Source organism: Microbulbifer maximicatervae (SeqCode) (genome assembly GCF_052467305.1).
Window position 1 is genome coordinate 4,487,675 of sequence record NZ_CP174306.1, and the last position, 17,326, is coordinate 4,505,000.

14 protein-coding genes and 2 rRNA genes (1 of these 16 only partly in view) are annotated in these 17,326 nt (G+C 46.9%); 4 read left to right on the forward strand and 12 right to left on the reverse strand.

All coding sequences use genetic code 11. From position 1 onward, the window contains the following. Positions 1 to 1,000: 1,000 nt before the first annotated feature. Positions 1,001 to 1,522, reverse strand: coding sequence for a macro domain-containing protein (locus tag ACJJI4_RS19535; protein WP_444926207.1), 522 nt, complete (start codon positions 1,520 to 1,522; stop codon positions 1,001 to 1,003). Between the two features lie 181 nt (positions 1,523 to 1,703). On the opposite strand from ACJJI4_RS19535, the gene ACJJI4_RS19540 reads away from it, so the two are divergent. Next, entirely contained in the window at positions 1,704 to 2,786 is a 1,083-nt protein-coding gene (locus ACJJI4_RS19540) for a GGDEF domain-containing protein (protein WP_444895763.1), read from the forward strand. A gap of 3 nt (positions 2,787 to 2,789) precedes the next feature. Here the strand turns inward: ACJJI4_RS19540 and ACJJI4_RS19545 are convergent, their stop codons facing one another. From ACJJI4_RS19545 to ACJJI4_RS19555, 3 genes are read right to left on the reverse strand one after another with little or no spacing between them, the layout of a single operon-like run. Continuing rightward, positions 2,790 to 3,560 (reverse strand): VIT1/CCC1 transporter family protein, encoded by a 771-nt coding sequence (locus ACJJI4_RS19545; RefSeq protein WP_444926208.1) that lies wholly within the window; start codon positions 3,558 to 3,560, stop codon positions 2,790 to 2,792. A gap of 11 nt (positions 3,561 to 3,571) precedes the next feature. Beyond that, the gene (locus ACJJI4_RS19550; RefSeq protein WP_444918525.1) at positions 3,572 to 4,054 is read right to left on the reverse strand and encodes a GNAT family N-acetyltransferase; all 483 of its coding nucleotides are present in this window, start codon (positions 4,052 to 4,054) and stop codon (positions 3,572 to 3,574) included. Between the two features lie 35 nt (positions 4,055 to 4,089). Then, positions 4,090 to 4,869, reverse strand: a complete 780-nt coding sequence (locus tag ACJJI4_RS19555) for a hypothetical protein (RefSeq protein ID WP_444926209.1) — start codon at positions 4,867 to 4,869, stop codon at positions 4,090 to 4,092. A gap of 216 nt (positions 4,870 to 5,085) precedes the next feature. Between ACJJI4_RS19555 and ACJJI4_RS19560 the strand changes: the two genes are divergently transcribed. Next, the gene (locus ACJJI4_RS19560) at positions 5,086 to 6,303 is read left to right on the forward strand and encodes a patatin-like phospholipase family protein (RefSeq protein WP_444926210.1); all 1,218 of its coding nucleotides are present in this window, start codon (positions 5,086 to 5,088) and stop codon (positions 6,301 to 6,303) included. Positions 6,304 to 6,441: 138 nt separating this feature from the next. On the opposite strand, the gene ACJJI4_RS19565 is transcribed toward ACJJI4_RS19560, so the two are convergent. The 5 genes from ACJJI4_RS19565 to ACJJI4_RS19585 all read right to left on the reverse strand — a co-directional run bounded on the left by ACJJI4_RS19565 (position 6,442) and on the right by ACJJI4_RS19585 (position 13,402). After that, positions 6,442 to 8,334, reverse strand: a complete 1,893-nt coding sequence (locus ACJJI4_RS19565; RefSeq protein WP_444926211.1) for a DUF885 domain-containing protein — start codon at positions 8,332 to 8,334, stop codon at positions 6,442 to 6,444. A 188-nt stretch (positions 8,335 to 8,522) separates the two neighbouring features. Continuing rightward, the gene (locus ACJJI4_RS19570) at positions 8,523 to 9,344 is read right to left on the reverse strand and encodes a mechanosensitive ion channel family protein (protein WP_444926212.1); all 822 of its coding nucleotides are present in this window, start codon (positions 9,342 to 9,344) and stop codon (positions 8,523 to 8,525) included. A 31-nt stretch (positions 9,345 to 9,375) separates the two neighbouring features. Further along, positions 9,376 to 9,969 (reverse strand): DNA-3-methyladenine glycosylase I, encoded by a 594-nt coding sequence (locus ACJJI4_RS19575; protein ID WP_413663727.1) that lies wholly within the window; start codon positions 9,967 to 9,969, stop codon positions 9,376 to 9,378. Positions 9,970 to 10,074: 105 nt separating this feature from the next. After that, positions 10,075 to 11,064: an SDR family oxidoreductase gene (locus ACJJI4_RS19580; protein WP_444926213.1), complete on the reverse strand. Its 990-nt coding sequence runs from the start codon at positions 11,062 to 11,064 to the stop codon at positions 10,075 to 10,077. Between the two features lie 229 nt (positions 11,065 to 11,293). Next, a complete protein-coding gene (locus tag ACJJI4_RS19585; RefSeq protein ID WP_444926214.1) occupies positions 11,294 to 13,402 on the reverse strand; it encodes a prolyl oligopeptidase family serine peptidase in 2,109 nt (702 codons plus the stop codon). Between the two features lie 87 nt (positions 13,403 to 13,489). Between ACJJI4_RS19585 and dtd the strand changes: the two genes are divergently transcribed. Together dtd and ACJJI4_RS19595 are read left to right on the forward strand one after the other, a co-directional pair. Further along, positions 13,490 to 13,927: a D-aminoacyl-tRNA deacylase gene (dtd, locus tag ACJJI4_RS19590; protein ID WP_444926215.1), complete on the forward strand. Its 438-nt coding sequence runs from the start codon at positions 13,490 to 13,492 to the stop codon at positions 13,925 to 13,927. A gap of 69 nt (positions 13,928 to 13,996) precedes the next feature. Next, positions 13,997 to 14,566 (forward strand): GNAT family N-acetyltransferase, encoded by a 570-nt coding sequence (locus tag ACJJI4_RS19595; RefSeq protein WP_444926216.1) that lies wholly within the window; start codon positions 13,997 to 13,999, stop codon positions 14,564 to 14,566. A 32-nt stretch (positions 14,567 to 14,598) separates the two neighbouring features. On the opposite strand, the gene ACJJI4_RS19600 is transcribed toward ACJJI4_RS19595, so the two are convergent. The 3 genes from ACJJI4_RS19600 to ACJJI4_RS19610 all read right to left on the reverse strand — a co-directional run. Beyond that, positions 14,599 to 15,591, reverse strand: coding sequence for a YncE family protein (locus tag ACJJI4_RS19600; RefSeq protein ID WP_444906927.1), 993 nt, complete (start codon positions 15,589 to 15,591; stop codon positions 14,599 to 14,601). A gap of 788 nt (positions 15,592 to 16,379) precedes the next feature. Further along, positions 16,380 to 16,495 (reverse strand): 5S ribosomal RNA (gene rrf, locus ACJJI4_RS19605). Between the two features lie 203 nt (positions 16,496 to 16,698). Then, positions 16,699 to 17,326, reverse strand: a 23S ribosomal RNA gene (locus ACJJI4_RS19610) (it continues 2,254 nt past the right edge of the window).

Consider the following 17,326-nt stretch of genomic DNA (forward strand, 5'->3'; position numbering starts at 1 on the left):
ACTCCAATTATACTCTTTAGGAAAAAGGGAAAATAATGAGTTAAATTTCACTCCATTGGAGCTGGCAACAAAATAACTATTTATCCCCAAGACTATCAAAGATAAAAAAACGATAGGATTCTAAAATTTTTACGAATTGATTGCCTCAACCTATAGTCCCCAATATCTTAGACTTAACTCTTTATCAAGTTCTATTTTGGCTTAGGGATTAAGTGTGTAAGCAGCTTAAAGAAGGTCGCAAACAATATTATAGAAACAAGCATTACTGACCGCATTGATAAAATATATCCCTCAGTAGTAAGGCCTGCCAAGATAGCGTTCTCAGATAAAGACTGTTCTCGCTGAGATACTAAAAATTTAAAATAAGAAGTAACTATAAGAGCCACTAATGAAAGTGGTAAGCAGAATGACAATCCAGTCCTACTTACAGTGAATAATAACGCGCTGGCTATTCATAGGCGGCATGGGAAACTGTAAAAAAAGAGGATTTCTTTTCATTTTAGGGGGCACTCACCCCCGACACAAAGCACATCTATGCCCTATGCCTTCATAGATATTTTGTTCTTGTATGCAGACTTTGCAGTGGTCCATAGTTACTAAAATTTTTAGGCTTAAAAAATACATATAAAAATAATGCATATTTATTAAATTATTGACAACTATCTTTAGCGAATAGATGACTCATTACAACTAACGATTTCAATATTTAGCACGTTAGAACTAAATAGTTAGATGGAGCCATAGCACTTAATAATCAACGGAAGAGTTAGAAAAGACTGTATAGCACCTGAATAACTCTCAATTCATGAGATCAGAAGACGACTTGGTAAGTTATTGCTTGTTAGACTGGCATGCCGTGGTTCGATCTGCCTGCACCGCAGAACTACTGTATATACGCCACATTAGGTTATTGAAGGAACCATTAACTGCATGGAATCAATAGTGCTTAACTAAATAATTAACACAATAGGCTGTATCCCATTCAATTACCCGTGACACATCAATTATGGCCATAAAAGCGCTGCTCAACTTTCTGCCACTGCGCCAATGCAGTTTGTGAGTGCAAACAAACTGTGAGTCTCTCGAACCTTGAGGCATAAGCGCGTAAAACGGCCAACCCCTGATGTGCTGCAATCTCGTGAGGGAAGCGGTTAGTGCCAGCTCCCAGTGCCGGAAACAGTATCGTTTTGCAGCCGCGCTCTATCGCCAACTCTAAAACACTTTCATAGCAGTGCCTCAACAGCACTATGGCCTGGCTCCCCCATTGATCGCCGCTGCTCCACTGGGGCGTAACAGTATGCAATAAGTAATCGACCGGTAAATCATAGGCTCGAGTCAGGCGAGCTTCACCGACTGGGCAGGCTCTTTGCTTGGTACACTGGGGAGTTAATTGAGTCCCGCAATGGGCATAAATCTGCGCTGAAAGCCCCCGCCCCCGAATAAGGTGCTTGTGTGCCGGACACACCAGCGCATCTCCACGCATCGTCAAAATATCGCCAGAAGTCAGTTGAATTTGTGTCACGATTTCTCAGTTCTAAAGTTTGAGTTACTGATACTGTAGCTTGCTACTTTGGTCGGTGACAGATTCCCCCTATACTCACCATTGCTTCACTCCGGCAGTGGCTACCAGCATAATAGTTGTATGATGCAGGACGGTCCCGAGCAAGCGGAAGGTTGCAGTCGGTATAGCAACGGGAATGACTATGAGCTCAGGGTATAACAATCAAAACCCCGCGATATCCACCTCTATTGATGAAGTGCAGCGCATAGATCTGCGCAGACGGATATTGGCCTCCTCTTATATGCTGATATTCGCTATGGCTATCACCGGAGCCATGGCGATCATCGCCCTTACTGCAACTAATATCCTGCAGGCATCGACGCTTTTTATCGTCGCGGTGGTTATTTTATTTGCATATATCACTGTCAACATTATCGGTCCTACCGAGAAAACGCCATTATTGGTGGGAATTCTTTTATTGGCGCTGTATTTCTACTTACTAATGACTGGTGGTGTAAACAATACCGGATTGATGTGGGCAGTTATGCTGGTCCCCGGATTTATCAACCTTTACGGCTATAAAACCGGCACCACTGCACTGCTCGGCATAGGTCTCGCTACGGCAGCAATCCTGTTTTATCCGGATTTCCCAGGGCTCACGGCCAAATATGATACGGCCTATCGTGCGCGTTTTATTGCAGTATTTGGTGCACTCACGGCTCTAACTGCATTACTTGACAGTAGCCGTCACCAAACCCAACAGCTCCTCCAGCGATTAACAGGTGAATTGGAAACCTATGCTGCCACGGACACATTGACCGGATTAGCGAATCGCAGAGAAGCATTTCGCGCCATTCATGAATTAGAACGCCGGAATGATGAGCTGAAAGATCAATATGTCATCCTTATCGGAGACTTAGATAACTTCAAGACGATCAACGATACCTACGGGCACTCCTTTGGCGACCGCGTATTACAAGATGTTGCCAAGATATTGAAAAGTAACACCCGATCTGAGGATATTGTGGCGCGCTGGGGCGGCGAAGAATTTTTATTGCTATTGCCGAATACTGACTTGAAAGGCGGCAGTGTCCTTGCAGAAAAACTTCGTCGTAGAGTATCCACCCTCAGTCGCCGCTATACACGCCCGGTAAAAATCTCAATCAGTCTCGGAGTCGTCGAAGGCAGTACCAATGGCAAGCCACTCAATCAGCTATTGGCCGAAGCAGATAAACGTATGTATCGAGCCAAGAATGGCGGGCGCAACAAAGTGGTAGCCGCATAAATATTAAGTCACCAAGTGGCGCAATAAGTAGCCAACGGCGAGTGCCAGGACCGCTGCGCTACTGCCAAAAAACAGAGTTTTTAAGCCCGCCACCAGCAGGTAGTGGGAAAACACCAATCCTTTGCACAAGCCAATAGCAAAAAAAGCGCAGACCGAAAGAACGGCGCTCGCATAAAATTGTTCGGCGGGATTAAGGCTGTGGAAAAGGTAGGGCAACAGGGGAATAGCACCTACACACAAAAAAGCGGCGAAGGTTATCAGTGCCGCCCCCAGAGGGTTATGCTCTAAGCGGCTTATACCGTACTCTTCCGCCAGCATTGTCTCTATCCACAGCTTTTGATTCGCGGTGATAGTGGCAACAATATTATCGAGAACTTTACCTCGAAATCCCTTTCGATAGAAAATCTGCCTGATCTCTTCCCGCTCTCCCTCGGGAATTAAAGCAATATGCTGACGCTCTGTACGCATAGCCGCGGCTCGTTGCTCACGCTCCACACTGGCAGCTTCATAATTGCTTACCGCCATGCTGAAACCATCAGCGATAAGGTTGGCAAAGCCCATCACGAGCACAACCGCTTCGGAGAAGCCTGCACCAAAAGCGCCTGCAACAATGGCAAAGGTAGTTACGCAGCCATCTATCGCTCCCAAAACAAAATCAGAGAGCCACTGTGACTGTGGACGACTTCGCAAGCGCGCCTCAATACGCTCCGGTCGATGCTCCTCAATTAGCGCTTCCCGGCTTTCCTGTTGGTGTTTTGGGTTTTGCCGGTCCATAACCAGGCGAGCTACTGTAAAAACCGCTGCATAACATAAGCATCTTGCAACCTTCCCAAAGGATCGGTAAATGCTCTATCTAGCGTTTTGATAATAGTGAAGCCCAGCTCGGTATAAAGGGTAATTACGGGCTCATTGTCGCTGGGAACGTAGTTGAACTGCATTTCCAAATAGCCGGCGTCCTGGGCTCTGGCGATTGCATGCTGGACCAGTGCACGATCTACACCGCGATCGCGCACATCCGTGTGCACGAGAAAGTTGGCTGTCGCGACATGGCTATGAATACCAGGGAAATTAACCCCTAATTTATACACCCCCAGCAGGTGAGGTAACTCTTCGGTAACATAAGTCTGTAAGTCGTCATTAAGCCATTGAGCAGAAAACACTTCTCGACTGATCTTATGCGAGAAAGGCAGATCCCCTCTGTTTCGCACAACACTAAAGAGGCTCCACATGCCTTCGAGGTCACTCTCTATAGCCTGCCGAATATCCATAGGAATCCATATCTCAGACGGCTTGCCGCACTTGCCTAGCGTACAATGAAGCTCCCCCGATCCACACCGGTATTTCCAGTCTTGGGATCATAGGCATATAGCACAATTTCATAAACACCTGGCAAATCCGTCGCAAAGGGCGCACTAAAAGTATTCATAGTCTCCTGTATCTCTAGCGGCACTCGAGCAAATGATTTGCCATCTCTTTTAATCAATGCCACAACTTCTATCTTACTGCCATCCCAAAGCCCACCATCGGTAAGTGAACATCCGCACATCATTACCACATTAGCGCGAATCTCAAAGGGACTCTGGTCCAAGCCTGTATAGAGATGGGTCTGTGGGCTGAGTAAATCTACCAACATTCCCGGAATTTCCACAATCAGCCCATCACCAGAAATAGGCTTGCCCGGAACCAGCCATGTCTGTGTCTGCGCCACCACTCGGGCCTGTTTTTTGATATACGGCGCAAGAACTTCCACCGTCAGAAACACCGGCTCACTGATATTCAGTGTAGCGGTAAAATGTGCAGCGCCATCGGCGATAGATTGGAACCGCTCTCGGGGCGTTTTCATAATTCTGGTGGTGTCACCGGTGCTCCCTTGGGTAAGCCCCTTGGCAAGAATTTCCCCAGAATCTGCATCGCGAATAATAACCATGGCACCACCGATGGAGGAGCCAATAAACTTGGCATCCATGGCCTTGGCGCGGATAGTAATATTGGTGGGCGTATCCTCAGAGAGAGCTTTAGCGCAAAACGGCATTGTGATTATTTGCACAACTAATAGACACAGGTACAAAGCTATATTTTTCATTTATATTTCTGCTAAGTTTAAATAATTTTGAAATTAACTATAATTCTCTCAACCTTGCAAATGCAACTCTATAGTTTTTTAATTTCTTAGAGGAGCTTTCTCTTCCCTTCACCTGAAAAAATTAAAGCAAGTGATTTTTACATCCCACATTACAATAACGTATAGGTATTAATTACCAGCTAAATACATGCCACATTAGTAAACAGGGCAGTACGCATGCTGAAACTGGCCGCCAAACTAACGAAAAAAATGGTTTTAACTCTGGCCGCAGCATCTGGTGCTTACGCCCTACTATCTTATATATACAACACCCAGTTTCCTCAATCAGTAACTTTCAGTAGGAATCCTGCTTCAAGACAATCAACTAAAAATTTAGATTATCTAAAAAACAAAGACACGATAAAAATTCTAATTGTGACTGGAGGTGGTGTCCGCGGCCTCATTCCCCTATACGTACTAAAGCATATTGAGAAACATTCTAAAAAACCTATTAATGAGGTATTTGATATTTTCACAGGTGTTTCTACTGGAGCAGTTATTGTAACCGGAATTAATATACCGGGTAATGCTATTCCTAATCATTTTGGTGAAAAAATATCCCATTTAGACTACTTAATAAATATATATAAGAGCGTAACTGGCTACCTGTTCAAGTCTCCGTGGTACCACATAGTATTAACAGGTGCGGGGCTTTTCTCCCCTTCTTACTTTGGAAAACGTTTGCATGAAATCATGGAAAAGTACTACACGAAGGAATTAAATTTTACTGATCTGGATAACTACGTGATCATCCCCGCTCTCAATATTGAAAGCGGAGAGGTGTGCCTATTTAAAAATAGGGGGGAAAATGTATACAACTTACCGACAAACAGTCTGTATCAGTTAATGACAGCAGCAGCGAGCGCAGAAACCGCATTCCCCCCTGTTGCATTTGAAGAAATGAATGCTAACTTTCAGTCATCCCATTTAGATATCGCAGCGCCACAAGAAAATACTTTCGGTAGTGTGTTTGCTGATGCAGCAATCGCTCTAAACAATCCAGCTAGTTTGATATTAAGGGATATTATTCAAGACTTTCCCGATAAGAAATATTATGTTCTGGTCTTATGCTCAGGCTATCCAAGACTATTGAGTTCGAGCATGAATTACCACTCTTTAAGGAAATGGGGGCGTATTCACTGGGCCCGTGATGCCATGGCTAATATTCAAAGATCAATGGACAAAAATCAACTTTATATGCTGGAAGTTGCTAAAATCATTTCAGAGGCAGGACGGATTGAATACGATTTTCTAAACGTTGATATCAATAAACCTTTTGTAGGAATATTTGACCACGATTTATTACATCATCTTAAGAACTACTCTAACAAACTCATTAAGGACAACGAGAAAAGCCTGGAAAAGATAATTAGACACCTACATGATTTAGAGTAGATACATATAGATTTTGTTACGTACTACGATCTCAAAATAGCACGATCAGATTTTTTAAATCTGCTGCTCTTCGCAGAGAAAAAAGTAAAAAAATAAGCCGGGCTATGCCCGGCTTATTTAAAAATTTAACGGAACTACTTAAGACTGTTTAACTGACTCTACCCAAGAGGCTACGCGGCTCTCCAATACGGGCACTGGCAAAGCACCGCCACCCAGCACGGTATCGTGGAATCCGCGAATATCGAATTTATCACCCAACTGATCTTCAGCCTGCTTGCGCAGCTCCTGAATCTTCAGCATACCGATCTTGTAAGCGGTCGCCTGGCCCGGCCACGCCAGGTAACGACGTACTTCGGAACGTACTGCAGTCTCGGGGATTGCGGAGTTTTGCAGGAAGTACTCCACCGCTTGCTCTTCACTCCAGCCTTTGGCGTGCAGGCCGGTATCAACAACGAGGCGAATGGCTCGCCACATTTCAGCCGTCAGGTGGCCAAACAGGTTATAGGGATCTTCGAAGGCCCCCATTTCTTTAGCAAGCTTCTCAGAGTACAGCGCCCAGCCCTCTACATAGACAGTAAAGTGAGCTTGAGTGCGGAACTGCGGGATACCTTCCAATTCCTGAGCAATTGAGATCTGCATATGGTGACCGGGGTTGCCCTCGTGGTAGGCCACAGTTTCCATATCAGTCGTGGAATAGGCACTCATATCGGACAGGTGCGCATAGTAAATACCCGGGCGGGAACCGTCGGGAGTGCCGGGGTAGTAATGCTGGGCACCGCCATCCTGTTCGCGGAAAGACTCAACCCGCTTTACTACCAACTCAGCTTTCGGCAGAAGGCCAAAGTATTCCGGCAATTTCTTGGTAATGTTGTCTAGGAACGCGGTTGAGTCATTCAGGTAGCCCTGGCGTCCTTCATCGGTATTCGGATAGTAGAATTGACCATCTTCGCGAATAAACTTGAAGAAATCCTGCAGGCTACCTTCGAAACCAACCTGCTTCTTGATAGTTTCCATCTCACCACGGATACGCGCCACTTCTTCCAGGCCGATATTGTGGATCTGGTCGGCAGTTAGGTCCGTAGTTGTGGTATTGGCCAGGCGCTGATTGTAGTAGGCCATACCATTGGGCAAGCTACTAGCACCTTGAGGCTCTACTGAGGCCTTCTGCATATCCGCTTTGAGCCAGGTAACCAGCCCTTGATATGCGGGGAAGAACTCAGTCTCTAATGCCTTGCGTGCTTCCGCAGTCAGCTTGTCTGCCTGCTTCTGATCAATAGTACCGGCTTCGAGCAGCTCAGCGATCTTTCCTTTGGCACCGGCCCACAGAGGTGCATCTTCACCATCGGTAAACGGCGCGCCTTCAATCAATTTACTGGACTGATCAATCGCACCTTCATAGGCAAAGCGCGGGGGGCGGATACCTTCTTTGGACGACAGCTTGGCGCGGTCAAGCAGCTGGTTGATCGCGCGGGAGATACCACCGATACGGGTGATATACGCCTGCATATCTTCAATGTTGTCGACCTTGTGGAAGTTCAGCAGGAAGTTGGGCAACTGCGATTGTGCACCTCCCATCTGCTCAAAGATGTAGCCGTGACGGATAAACGGCGCAGCGGCCTTGGCCTGTTCAAACTGATAAATCCAGATATCGTAGGAAGTTTTCCCTTCCTGGGTCAGCTTACTGTAGTCGAAATTCTTCTTGAGCTCTTCAACACTTTTCTCTTGCCAAACCAAGCGGCGAGCCTCTGCGGCTTCACTCATATCGTCGATTTGGTCGTAGTGGTCTTTGCGGCCCAGGTAGGACAGCTGAATCGGACTGAACTGCAGCTGTTCCTCATAACGCTCATCCAGCCACTCAGTCAGGCGCTTGGTTTCGGCAACCGCATCTACAGTTACTGAGGCCTCGGCAACCGCATTTTGGGGCTTATCTGCGTTAGCTACAGTCTGGGTACTCTTGTCACCCTGACAGCCCGCAAGGATAGCGACAGCCAGCAGGCTGGGGATCAGTGGGTTGTTCAGCTTTATCGGCATCTTCCTATCTCGATCAAAAGTTGTACAAAAAAACGCCGCTAACTTTGACACGAATTCGGTGAGGTGTCGATTCATGCCCCCCAGAACGCCATATGTTTGCGTTGAGTTGAGGCAAATCGGAGATTTTGGACTAGGTGGACCCAATACCTGGAGCAGGATATTGCCACAAGTGACCCTGCGGTAATAGACTAACGCCGGCTTGTGACCCGGTCCACGATATGTAGCTCTCGCTGGGGAAAGGGTACCGTCAAGCCTTCTGCCTCCAGTGCAGGCTTAAGCTTTTGCATCAGGGACCAATAAACATCCCAGTACTGATCATTGGCAGCCCAGGCCCGCAACTGTAAATTTACCGCGCTGTCAGCAAGCGCCTTAACAGCGAAACTTGGCTCTGGCTCAGCGAGAATACGGGGTTCCTGTTCTACCAAGCGACGTAATACTGTTAGACCGCGATCAATGTCATCGCCATAGGCGATACCCGCCACAATCTCGATACGGCGAGTCTTATTGCGACTGAAGTTGGTGAGCACTTGCCCCCAGATAGCACTGTTGGGTGCGATAATACGCAGCCCATCCGTGGTATCCAGCTCCGTAGTAAATAGCCCTACCTCGCGAACAGTGCCCATTATGTTACCGAACTGAATCACATCCCCAACGCGGAACGGCCGCAATCCCAGTAGTAGAAACCCCGAAGCAATATTTTGCAGGGTATCTTTCAACGCTAAGGCTACTGCCACACCAGTAGCGCCGAGTAGAGCAATTAAGCTGGTAGTGTTAATACCAAATACATCCAATACCAGCAGTGCGCCAACAATATAAACCGCCCAGCTCGAAATACTGCGCAGTACTGGGCGCAAGATAACATCAAACCGGTCCGGCAGACGATCAACCGCTCGGCGGGCAAGATGGGCCACAAACAGCGTCACCAAAACTATCAGTAGTGCGGCCGCCAACTTTAGGGATAATGCAGTTACTTGGGGCCAATACTCATTGAGTAAGCTATTAATATTCATCGATCCCCGAAAATAAATCCCTATTTTAAATTCAAGCCAAACCTAAATTCTGCGCCTCATCGACACAACGCTGATGAGCCGGACAAGTTTCCAAGTGATCATTGACCATTCCAGTTGCCTGCATATGCGCGTACATAATGGTTGATCCCACAAAACTAAAACCCGCTTTCTTTAACGCCTTACTCATCGCATCAGATTCTGCTGTAGTGGCCGGCACCTGTTTCATGGAGCGGGGGCGATTAACAATCACTCTTCCACCGGTGAACTGCCAGAGAAAATCCCTTAAGGATATACCGCGATCGCGCAATTCGAGGGTTGCCCGTGCATTCTTGATGGCCGATTCAACCTTGAGCCGGTTGCGAATAATTCCCGGGTTGAGAAGTAATTTCTCTACCTTTTTAGGGGTGTACCGAGCAATTTTTTCAGCATCGAAATTATTAAACAGTTTACGATAATTCTCCCGCTTATTGAGCACTGTAATCCAGGATAAGCCCGCCTGGGCCCCCTCCAGCAACAAAAACTCAAACAGGATCTGGTCATCGGTAACCGGCCTACCCCACTCCTCATCATGGTAATTTTGATAAAGTGGTGTAGACAGGCACCAGTCACAGCGCTTTTCCGCCATCATTACTTCCTTTTTATGACTAGCTTGCGCCGGAGAAAAAGTAATACTGAATAAGCTGTAAAACCAAAAGCAAGGCAACTAACCCAAAAATAATATTATTACGATTCACTTCGACTCCAACAAATTGTTCTGTACTAACCAATCGCGACATTCGCATAACATAGTATCCAAAGCCACCCCCGATTGATAACCGAGTTCACGTTCAGCCTTAGCACTACTAGCAACGACTCTCCGCGTTACCAACGTGGCCTTTTCAGGAGTAATAACCGGCTCTTGCCCACTCACACGAGACCAGAGATCGGAAAACCAGGCGATAGATTGAATTAGAAATGCCGGTGTGGTGCGTTTTGGTACAGGTTTATGCAATAACTCAGCGATCTTTCCAAAAAATTCTAAAAAACTGGCATCCGTTCCGGCCAAGATATAATTTTCACCACACCGCCCCTTTTCAACCGCATCGATGTGGGCTCGCGCTACTGCACCGGCATGGCAAAAAGAACCCCAGCCCGGTGGAACACCTGGTAATTGATTTTTATCAATCAGAAAAAAGGTCTGCGCCCAGCTGGTGGTGTCGTATTTACCAACAATTGCACAAGGGTTTAGAAATACCGCATCCAGGCCCCGTTCAACTTCCTTGCGAACGGCAATTTCCTCTCTTTTTTTCGTGTACAGATAGTGATGATGAGGGTCATCTGCCAGCTTATCACTTTCTTCAGTAATTCTTTCCTTATGGTAGCCATAAGCAGAAATTGAGCTGGTCACCACCATACGCCTTACATTTTTCTCTCTGGCAACTTTGGCAATATTCGCTGCCCCCTCAACATTATCTTTCCACTGCTGGGCATTACCGCCACGCCACATACTGGTATTAGCCGCCATATGGAAAAGCGCATCGACATTATTTGGGATTGCAGCTTGAAGGGACTGAGGGTCATTCAGAGAGGCCTCAACCAGATTAACGCCCAGAGAGCGCAACATATCGGTATTAGAGGTGCGCCGATGCATGGCGGTAACTTTCCATCCATCACCAACCAATTGCTCTACCAAATTAGCGCCGAGAAAACCGGTTCCCCCGGTTACAAATGCGTGTTTCATAAATCCACCGGATGAGTTGTTATCGTTATTCATACCCAGTGATTAGCTCTATCGAAGCCACCTCCTTCCGGAAGGGCAGACCGGTTGGTGATACCACCACTCCGACAGAGTGGGCGGCACACTAACTTCATTAGTGACACCGCCGCAAAACTAAACCCCTTTGCAATCGTCCTACCGGGAGTTTTATTGATTGATCCCGCTATTACTTTTGTTGGGTTAGTTGGAAAGGCTACTCGATTTTCATGCCCAGCTGGTAGGCAAGGAAGCTCCACTGATTGGCGAAGTCTTCCACCTGCATCCATACCGGCTTGCCTGCACCGTGCCCAGCCCGAGTCTCTACGGCAAGCCAGACTGGTTTGTCACAGCCCTGATCTTTTTGTAGGGCTGCCGCAAATTTGTAGCTGTGCCAGGGAACCACTCGATCATCGCGATCGGCAGTGGTGATTAGCGTGGCCGGATAGCAGGTGCCCTCACGGGTGTTGTGGACCGGAGAATAGGCATGCAGCGCTTTGAACTCATCGCGATTTTCACTAAGCCCATAATCGCTCGACCACTGCCGGGCATTAGCGGAAGCGGTATGATATCGCAGCATATCCAGGACACCCACTACCGGTAATGCCGCCGCAAACAAATCCGGTCGTTGTACCAGCGTTGCCCCCGCCAATAGTCCACCATTGGAGCGACCACTAATAGCAAGCTTTTCAGGAGAAGTGACTTTCTCCTCGATCAGCCACTCAGCTGCAGCGATAAAATCATCGAAGACATTTTGCTTTTGCGCCTTGGTACCCGCCTGGTGCCAAGCATTGCCGTACTCGCTACCACCGCGCAAGTTGGCCAGTGCCAGGGTGCCGCCCATATCCAACCAACCGACAAAGCGGTTGTAGAAGCGCGGTAACTGAGCGGAGTTAAAACCACCATATCCATAAAGCAGCGTCGGGTTGGAGCCATCTCGCTTCATTCCCTTCTTATGCACGAGGAATAGAGGCACCCGGGTACCGTCCTTACTCTTATAGAAATGCTGACTCACAGTCAGATCGGAAAAGTCTGCTGCATATTTTGGCTGCTTGAACAGTTTGGTTTCACCAGTCAGTACATTCAGGTGGTAGATACTCGGCGGGGTAATAAAATTAGAGAAAGCGTAGAAGGTCTCAACTTCATTCGGCTCACCATAAAACCCCTTCACTGAGCCCACCCCTGGCAGCTTCAGCTCGTACTGTTTCTTACCGTTAGTATCGGTCACCAGCACTCGCGATTTCGCATCCTCCAGGTAGTGAAGCACAAAGCGATCACCGATATAACTGGCACTCTGCAGGGCACTAGTCGTCTCCGGCACCAGATCGCGCCAGTGTTTGCGTTGCGGCTTATTCAGATCAATAGCGATTACACGGCCCAGCGGCGCCCCCGCACTGGTCTCAAAGTAAAAGGTGCTCCCTTTATTTCCGAGATACTGGTATAGGCCATCCCAGTCATCCAGAAGCTTAATTACCTTGCCGCTTTCATCCCGTAAATCGCGATAGTAAAAGCCGTTCGAGTCATAGCCGTCGAAGATGCCAAACAGGAGATAGTTGCCATCGTCACTCACCGTCGCGCCTGGATTGCGGGTGGGATGATCAGTAATTTCATAGACCAGTTGATCACTTTCCTGGGCATCTCCCAGTCGGTGAAAATATACGGCTACCTGTTTGCTATCATCCGCCGTGCCATCTCTGTTAAACGGGTACCGGCTATAGTAAAAACCGGACTCATCCGGCGCCCAACTGGCATCACTAAACTTGATACCGGTCAGTTGTTCCTTCAGATCCTTGCCTGTCTTTAGGTCGCGAATACGATAGTCGGTCCAGTCAGTGCCACCATCCGAGATACCGTAAGCCAGATAGCGGCCCTTTGGACTGACTTTGAGGCGCTTGGCAGCAATAGTGCCATCTTCACTTAGGGTGCGTGGATCTAAAACCGTATCGCCCTCAGCAGACAGGCTAGAGGCCTTATAGAAAACATTCTGATCCCAATCACCGGTGTTGTAGCTGTAGTAATAGCTATCGCCCTTCTTGTACGGAACACCGTAGCGCTCGTAGCGCCATAGTTCTGCAAGCCGGTCATTGATTTTCTGCCACCCGGGCAGGTCCTTCAAACGCGGTAATGAATGATCATTCTGTTTGGCCACCCAACTCTTTACCTCATCGCTGGACATTTTTTCCATCCAGCGATAGGGGTCAGCCACCTTTTGACCAAAATATTCATCAATTTGAGCACCCGGTTTACTATCCGGATAGCTATCAGCTGCGTGAACACTCACCGCAGCAAGTGCACCGGCAACCAGTGCCACTAGCTGTCTCTTCATACCGTTATTCTCGGTTTCTCTACTGGGAACAGTCCGCTAATCTAGGCGATTTAGACGATCGGTTCCAGAGCAGCAGAGAGAAGTGAGATGAAAGGATTGATCCAAAGGGTAAGCCATGCCCAGGTTAATGTAGCGGGAGAGGCCGTTGGGGCCATAGATAAGGGTATCCTCCTGCTGCTAGGTATCGAAGCCCAGGACACTACCGATAGTGCAGATAAGCTGCTGCACAAAGTCCTGAATTACCGTATTTTTCCCGATGGTAAAGGGCGTATGAATCTCAACCTCCAAAAGGCGGGAGGTGGGCTCCTGATTGTCAGTCAGTTCACACTAGTTGCCGAAACTGATAGAGGTTTACGCCCGAGCTTTAGTCGCGGCGCATCACCAGAATACGCGGAGGAGCTCTACAACTATTTCGTTAAAAGTTCCAAAGCCCAATTTACGCCAGTGGCCACTGGAATATTTGCAGCGGATATGCAGGTTTCACTAGTCAATGACGGCCCGGTAACTTTTATGCTGGAAACCTAGAGACCTTCCACAGGCTCTTTCTGTTGTTTCACCTAATCAGGAAAACTCTACCAGTTAGTTAGGTTGCTAATGACTAAAAATATCGCTAAAAAATGGAGAGGCAAAAGGATGACTAAAAAGCCTATAGTAGTAAACAGTGATATCAAACTCGATCCACTTTTGGATAGTGACACAGAAATCATCTTTGCCTTAATTGAAAATAACAGACCACTGCTAGAGAAATATCTCTATTGGGCAAAGCTTGTTGTCGACCTCCCAACCACAGAAAAATATATTGCCGACAGAGTATTCAGCAATAGTTTCGGAGCATCCTGGTACAAGATCCACTATTCAGACAAGGTAGCCGGGATCTTTGGTATCAAGGAAATTGACCTTAAAAAACAAAATGCAGAAATAGGGTATTGGTTATGTAAAAGCTGCCATGGCAATGGAATCGTAACTCGAATCGTAAATAAAATATCTAGCTACTTGAAAGATCTGCACGATATTCAAGCGTTGAAAATTCACTGCTTATCTGAAAACAGTGCCAGCATAGCCGTAGCAGAACGCGTAGGTGGAGTGCATAGTGAAACTATTCCAAATTATTATTCGATTGATGGAATATTTCAGGACTTAAAAATCTACACAGTTCCTACCTGATTCATTATTTTAACAGTGGAGTTCAGGAATATTTATTGCTGAATATTTACTGGGCTCCACTCAATACCATCTGACCCTTGTCCCGCATTAAATATACGCTTAACTTTCCAAGTTGCGGTATCTATTTCAACAACTTTTCCGTCTCTCTGAGAACCGGCAAACAAAAACTTTCCGTCCGGAGAGAAAAATAGCGACGCTGGCTGTCTGGCCCCTGCGCTGCCGACATCAATCTCATGTAACTGTTTACGGGTCTTTGCGTCATACACGAGTATACGATTACCATTTAAGTCTGCTACAGCTACCACTTCGCCATCAGGGTGAAATCTGATTCGGATAGGCAGAAAACCAACATCTATCGTTTCTTTTTGCTTTAACGTTTCAGTATCGAAAATAAAGATATTTTCTGACTGATTATTTCCTATCCATAGCTCGCTATTATCGGGGCTTACCCACACCGCCTCCGGCCCATCCCCTGCCGGTATTGTAGATTTCAACTCCATAGTCTCTGTATCAATTACACTGAACGTATCCGACCCCCGGCTAGTAACGTAGGCGGTCTTCAGATCAGGTGATAGTGCAAGCATATGGCTACCTACCTGATCAGTACGGGCAACTCCCAATACTTTTCCTTCAGCCACATCCACCTTTATCACGTCGCTGGTTTCTTCTGTCGTAACAATCACATTATTGCTATCGCCCAGCCAAGCGATACCGTGAGGGCCTTTGTGTGGACTGATATCAATTCTTTTCAGGCGCTTACCGCTCGCAATATCGAATACATTCAGCTCTTCTCCCACGTAGCCATCTTCAAGGTAAGAAACTACCACCACTTTAGATTTATCCGGCGACACTATTAATTCATGGGGCGAACCTCCAGTTTCCGGTTTCTTAACCTCTTGGCCGGAAGCCAGGTCAATAAAACTCACCGTGCCCTCATATTTATTTCCTACTACCAACGTCTGCGCCCTTAGCGATCCAGCAGCTAAAAGTACTAATGACATGGAAATTAAAAGTAGAAATCTCATTAGCAAGCCTCTCGGAGGAATTTGTCGCTAACAGAATGCTTCCTTAACAGCACACCCCAGCGAGCCTTTTAGAACTGAAAAGTCAGCCCTGTTTATCCACTGCAACACTGGATAATAGGTCGTAAAAATAGAACTCTTTAGATGTTTTCTTCATTATAGGGATGTTACTAACAGAATTCTTGGATAGTGCTGTGCATAACTTTTGGATAGAGGTCTGGAAGCCTTTAATTTCGTGCAATGAAATAATTCGATTAAAAAACCAACGAAAAAAGTGTCAGGTTATCCACTAAAAGTAAGACCAGAACGTTACTAACAGAAAGTCTGGATAGAGTTGTGCATAACTTTAATAAACGGGCTACAGGCCCCGTGGTTACAGGGGATTACTACAGAGACTAAAAAATCACCGATATTTTTACCGGCTAAATTTAATTTTTGGCGGGAGTGGTATGGGTACTTTTCTGGTTTTTACGCGAGTTATTTTTGTTGGATGATTTTTTATATAAGTGCGACGGAGGTAGGTAAAGACCTATTTTTATAGGCTTTTTAGGAGAGCGTCTGTTTAAGGTGCTCAGGTAGTTTTAGGTTTTTCTTTTTTTAATTACTGACTGATTTTTTAAATAGAAAGTTGAGTACTAAAGTTTTTCAGAACTATTTTATTTTTTCTATTTAATTTCGACTAAGTAATTCCTGCTTTCCCTTTCTTAGTTTTTTTATTTTTGTTTTTTTAAAATATTTTTCAGCCATAAAAAAAAGGGCCACCCTATTGGGTGGCCCTTTTCGGATTAGAAGCCTGACGATGACCTACTCTCACATGGGGAAGCCCCACACTACCATCGGCGATGTTGCGTTTCACTTCTGAGTTCGGCAAGGGATCAGGTGGTTCCACAACTCTATTGTCGTCAGGCAAACTGGCTTGGGTTGGCGTTGGTCTTATAAGCAAAGTGCTTGGCCTGCCGCGTTATCGCTGTTTGCCTCGGTCATGTTGGTGACCGGCGATAACCCCAAATAAGTCGGTAAAACAATCTGTAGTAATACACCGCAAGCGATCGTATGTCTCTAACTCACAATCCGCTAGCTTAGCTAGTCGTTAGTAACCATCTCTGTTGTATGGTCAAGCCGCACGGGCAATTAGTACTGGTTAGCTCAACGCCTCACAACGCTTCCACACCCAGCCTATCAACGTGGTAGTCTTCCACGGCCCTTCAGGAGGCTCAAGGCCTCAGGGAGATCTTATCTTGAAGGAGGCTTCCCGCTTAGATGCTTTCAGCGGTTATCCCGTCCGAACATAGCTACCCGGCAATGCCACTGGCGTGACAACCGGAACACCAGAGGTTCGTTCACTCCGGTCCTCTCGTACTAGGAGCAACTCTTCTCAAATCTCCAACGCCCACGGCAGATAGGGACCGAACTGTCTCACGACGTTCTAAACCCAGCTCGCGTACCACTTTAAATGGCGAACAGCCATACCCTTGGGACCGGCTTCAGCCCCAGGATGTGATGAGCCGACATCGAGGTGCCAAACACCGCCGTCGATGTGAACTCTTGGGCGGTATCAGCCTGTTATCCCCGGAGTACCTTTTATCCGTTGAGCGATGGCCCTTCCATACAGAACCACCGGATCACTATGACCTACTTTCGTACCTGCTCGACATGTCTGTCTCGCAGTCAAGCGCACTTATACCATTATGCTCATTGCATGATTTCCGACCATGCTGAGTGCACCTTCGTACTCCTC

What these genes read in the sequence shown, in the direction of transcription:
- ACJJI4_RS19560 (WP_444926210.1), top strand. Translation starts at nt 5,086, where the DNA reads ATGCTGAAACTGGCCGCCAAACTAACGAAAAAAATGGTTTTAACTCTG.
- ACJJI4_RS19575 (WP_413663727.1), bottom strand. Translation starts at nt 9,969, where the DNA reads ATGGCGGAAAAGCGCTGTGACTGGTGCCTGTCTACACCACTTTATCAA.
- ACJJI4_RS19580 (WP_444926213.1), bottom strand. Translation starts at nt 11,064, where the DNA reads ATGAAACACGCATTTGTAACCGGGGGAACCGGTTTTCTCGGCGCTAAT.
- ACJJI4_RS19555 (WP_444926209.1), bottom strand. Translation starts at nt 4,869, where the DNA reads ATGAAAAATATAGCTTTGTACCTGTGTCTATTAGTTGTGCAAATAATC.
- ACJJI4_RS19540 (WP_444895763.1), top strand. Translation starts at nt 1,704, where the DNA reads ATGAGCTCAGGGTATAACAATCAAAACCCCGCGATATCCACCTCTATT.
- ACJJI4_RS19595 (WP_444926216.1), top strand. Translation starts at nt 13,997, where the DNA reads ATGACTAAAAATATCGCTAAAAAATGGAGAGGCAAAAGGATGACTAAA.
- ACJJI4_RS19550 (WP_444918525.1), bottom strand. Translation starts at nt 4,054, where the DNA reads ATGGATATTCGGCAGGCTATAGAGAGTGACCTCGAAGGCATGTGGAGC.
- ACJJI4_RS19600 (WP_444906927.1), bottom strand. Translation starts at nt 15,591, where the DNA reads ATGAGATTTCTACTTTTAATTTCCATGTCATTAGTACTTTTAGCTGCT.
- ACJJI4_RS19545 (WP_444926208.1), bottom strand. Translation starts at nt 3,560, where the DNA reads ATGGACCGGCAAAACCCAAAACACCAACAGGAAAGCCGGGAAGCGCTA.
- dtd (WP_444926215.1), top strand. Translation starts at nt 13,490, where the DNA reads ATGAAAGGATTGATCCAAAGGGTAAGCCATGCCCAGGTTAATGTAGCG.
- ACJJI4_RS19570 (WP_444926212.1), bottom strand. Translation starts at nt 9,344, where the DNA reads ATGAATATTAATAGCTTACTCAATGAGTATTGGCCCCAAGTAACTGCA.
- ACJJI4_RS19565 (WP_444926211.1), bottom strand. Translation starts at nt 8,334, where the DNA reads ATGCCGATAAAGCTGAACAACCCACTGATCCCCAGCCTGCTGGCTGTC.
- ACJJI4_RS19585 (WP_444926214.1), bottom strand. Translation starts at nt 13,402, where the DNA reads ATGAAGAGACAGCTAGTGGCACTGGTTGCCGGTGCACTTGCTGCGGTG.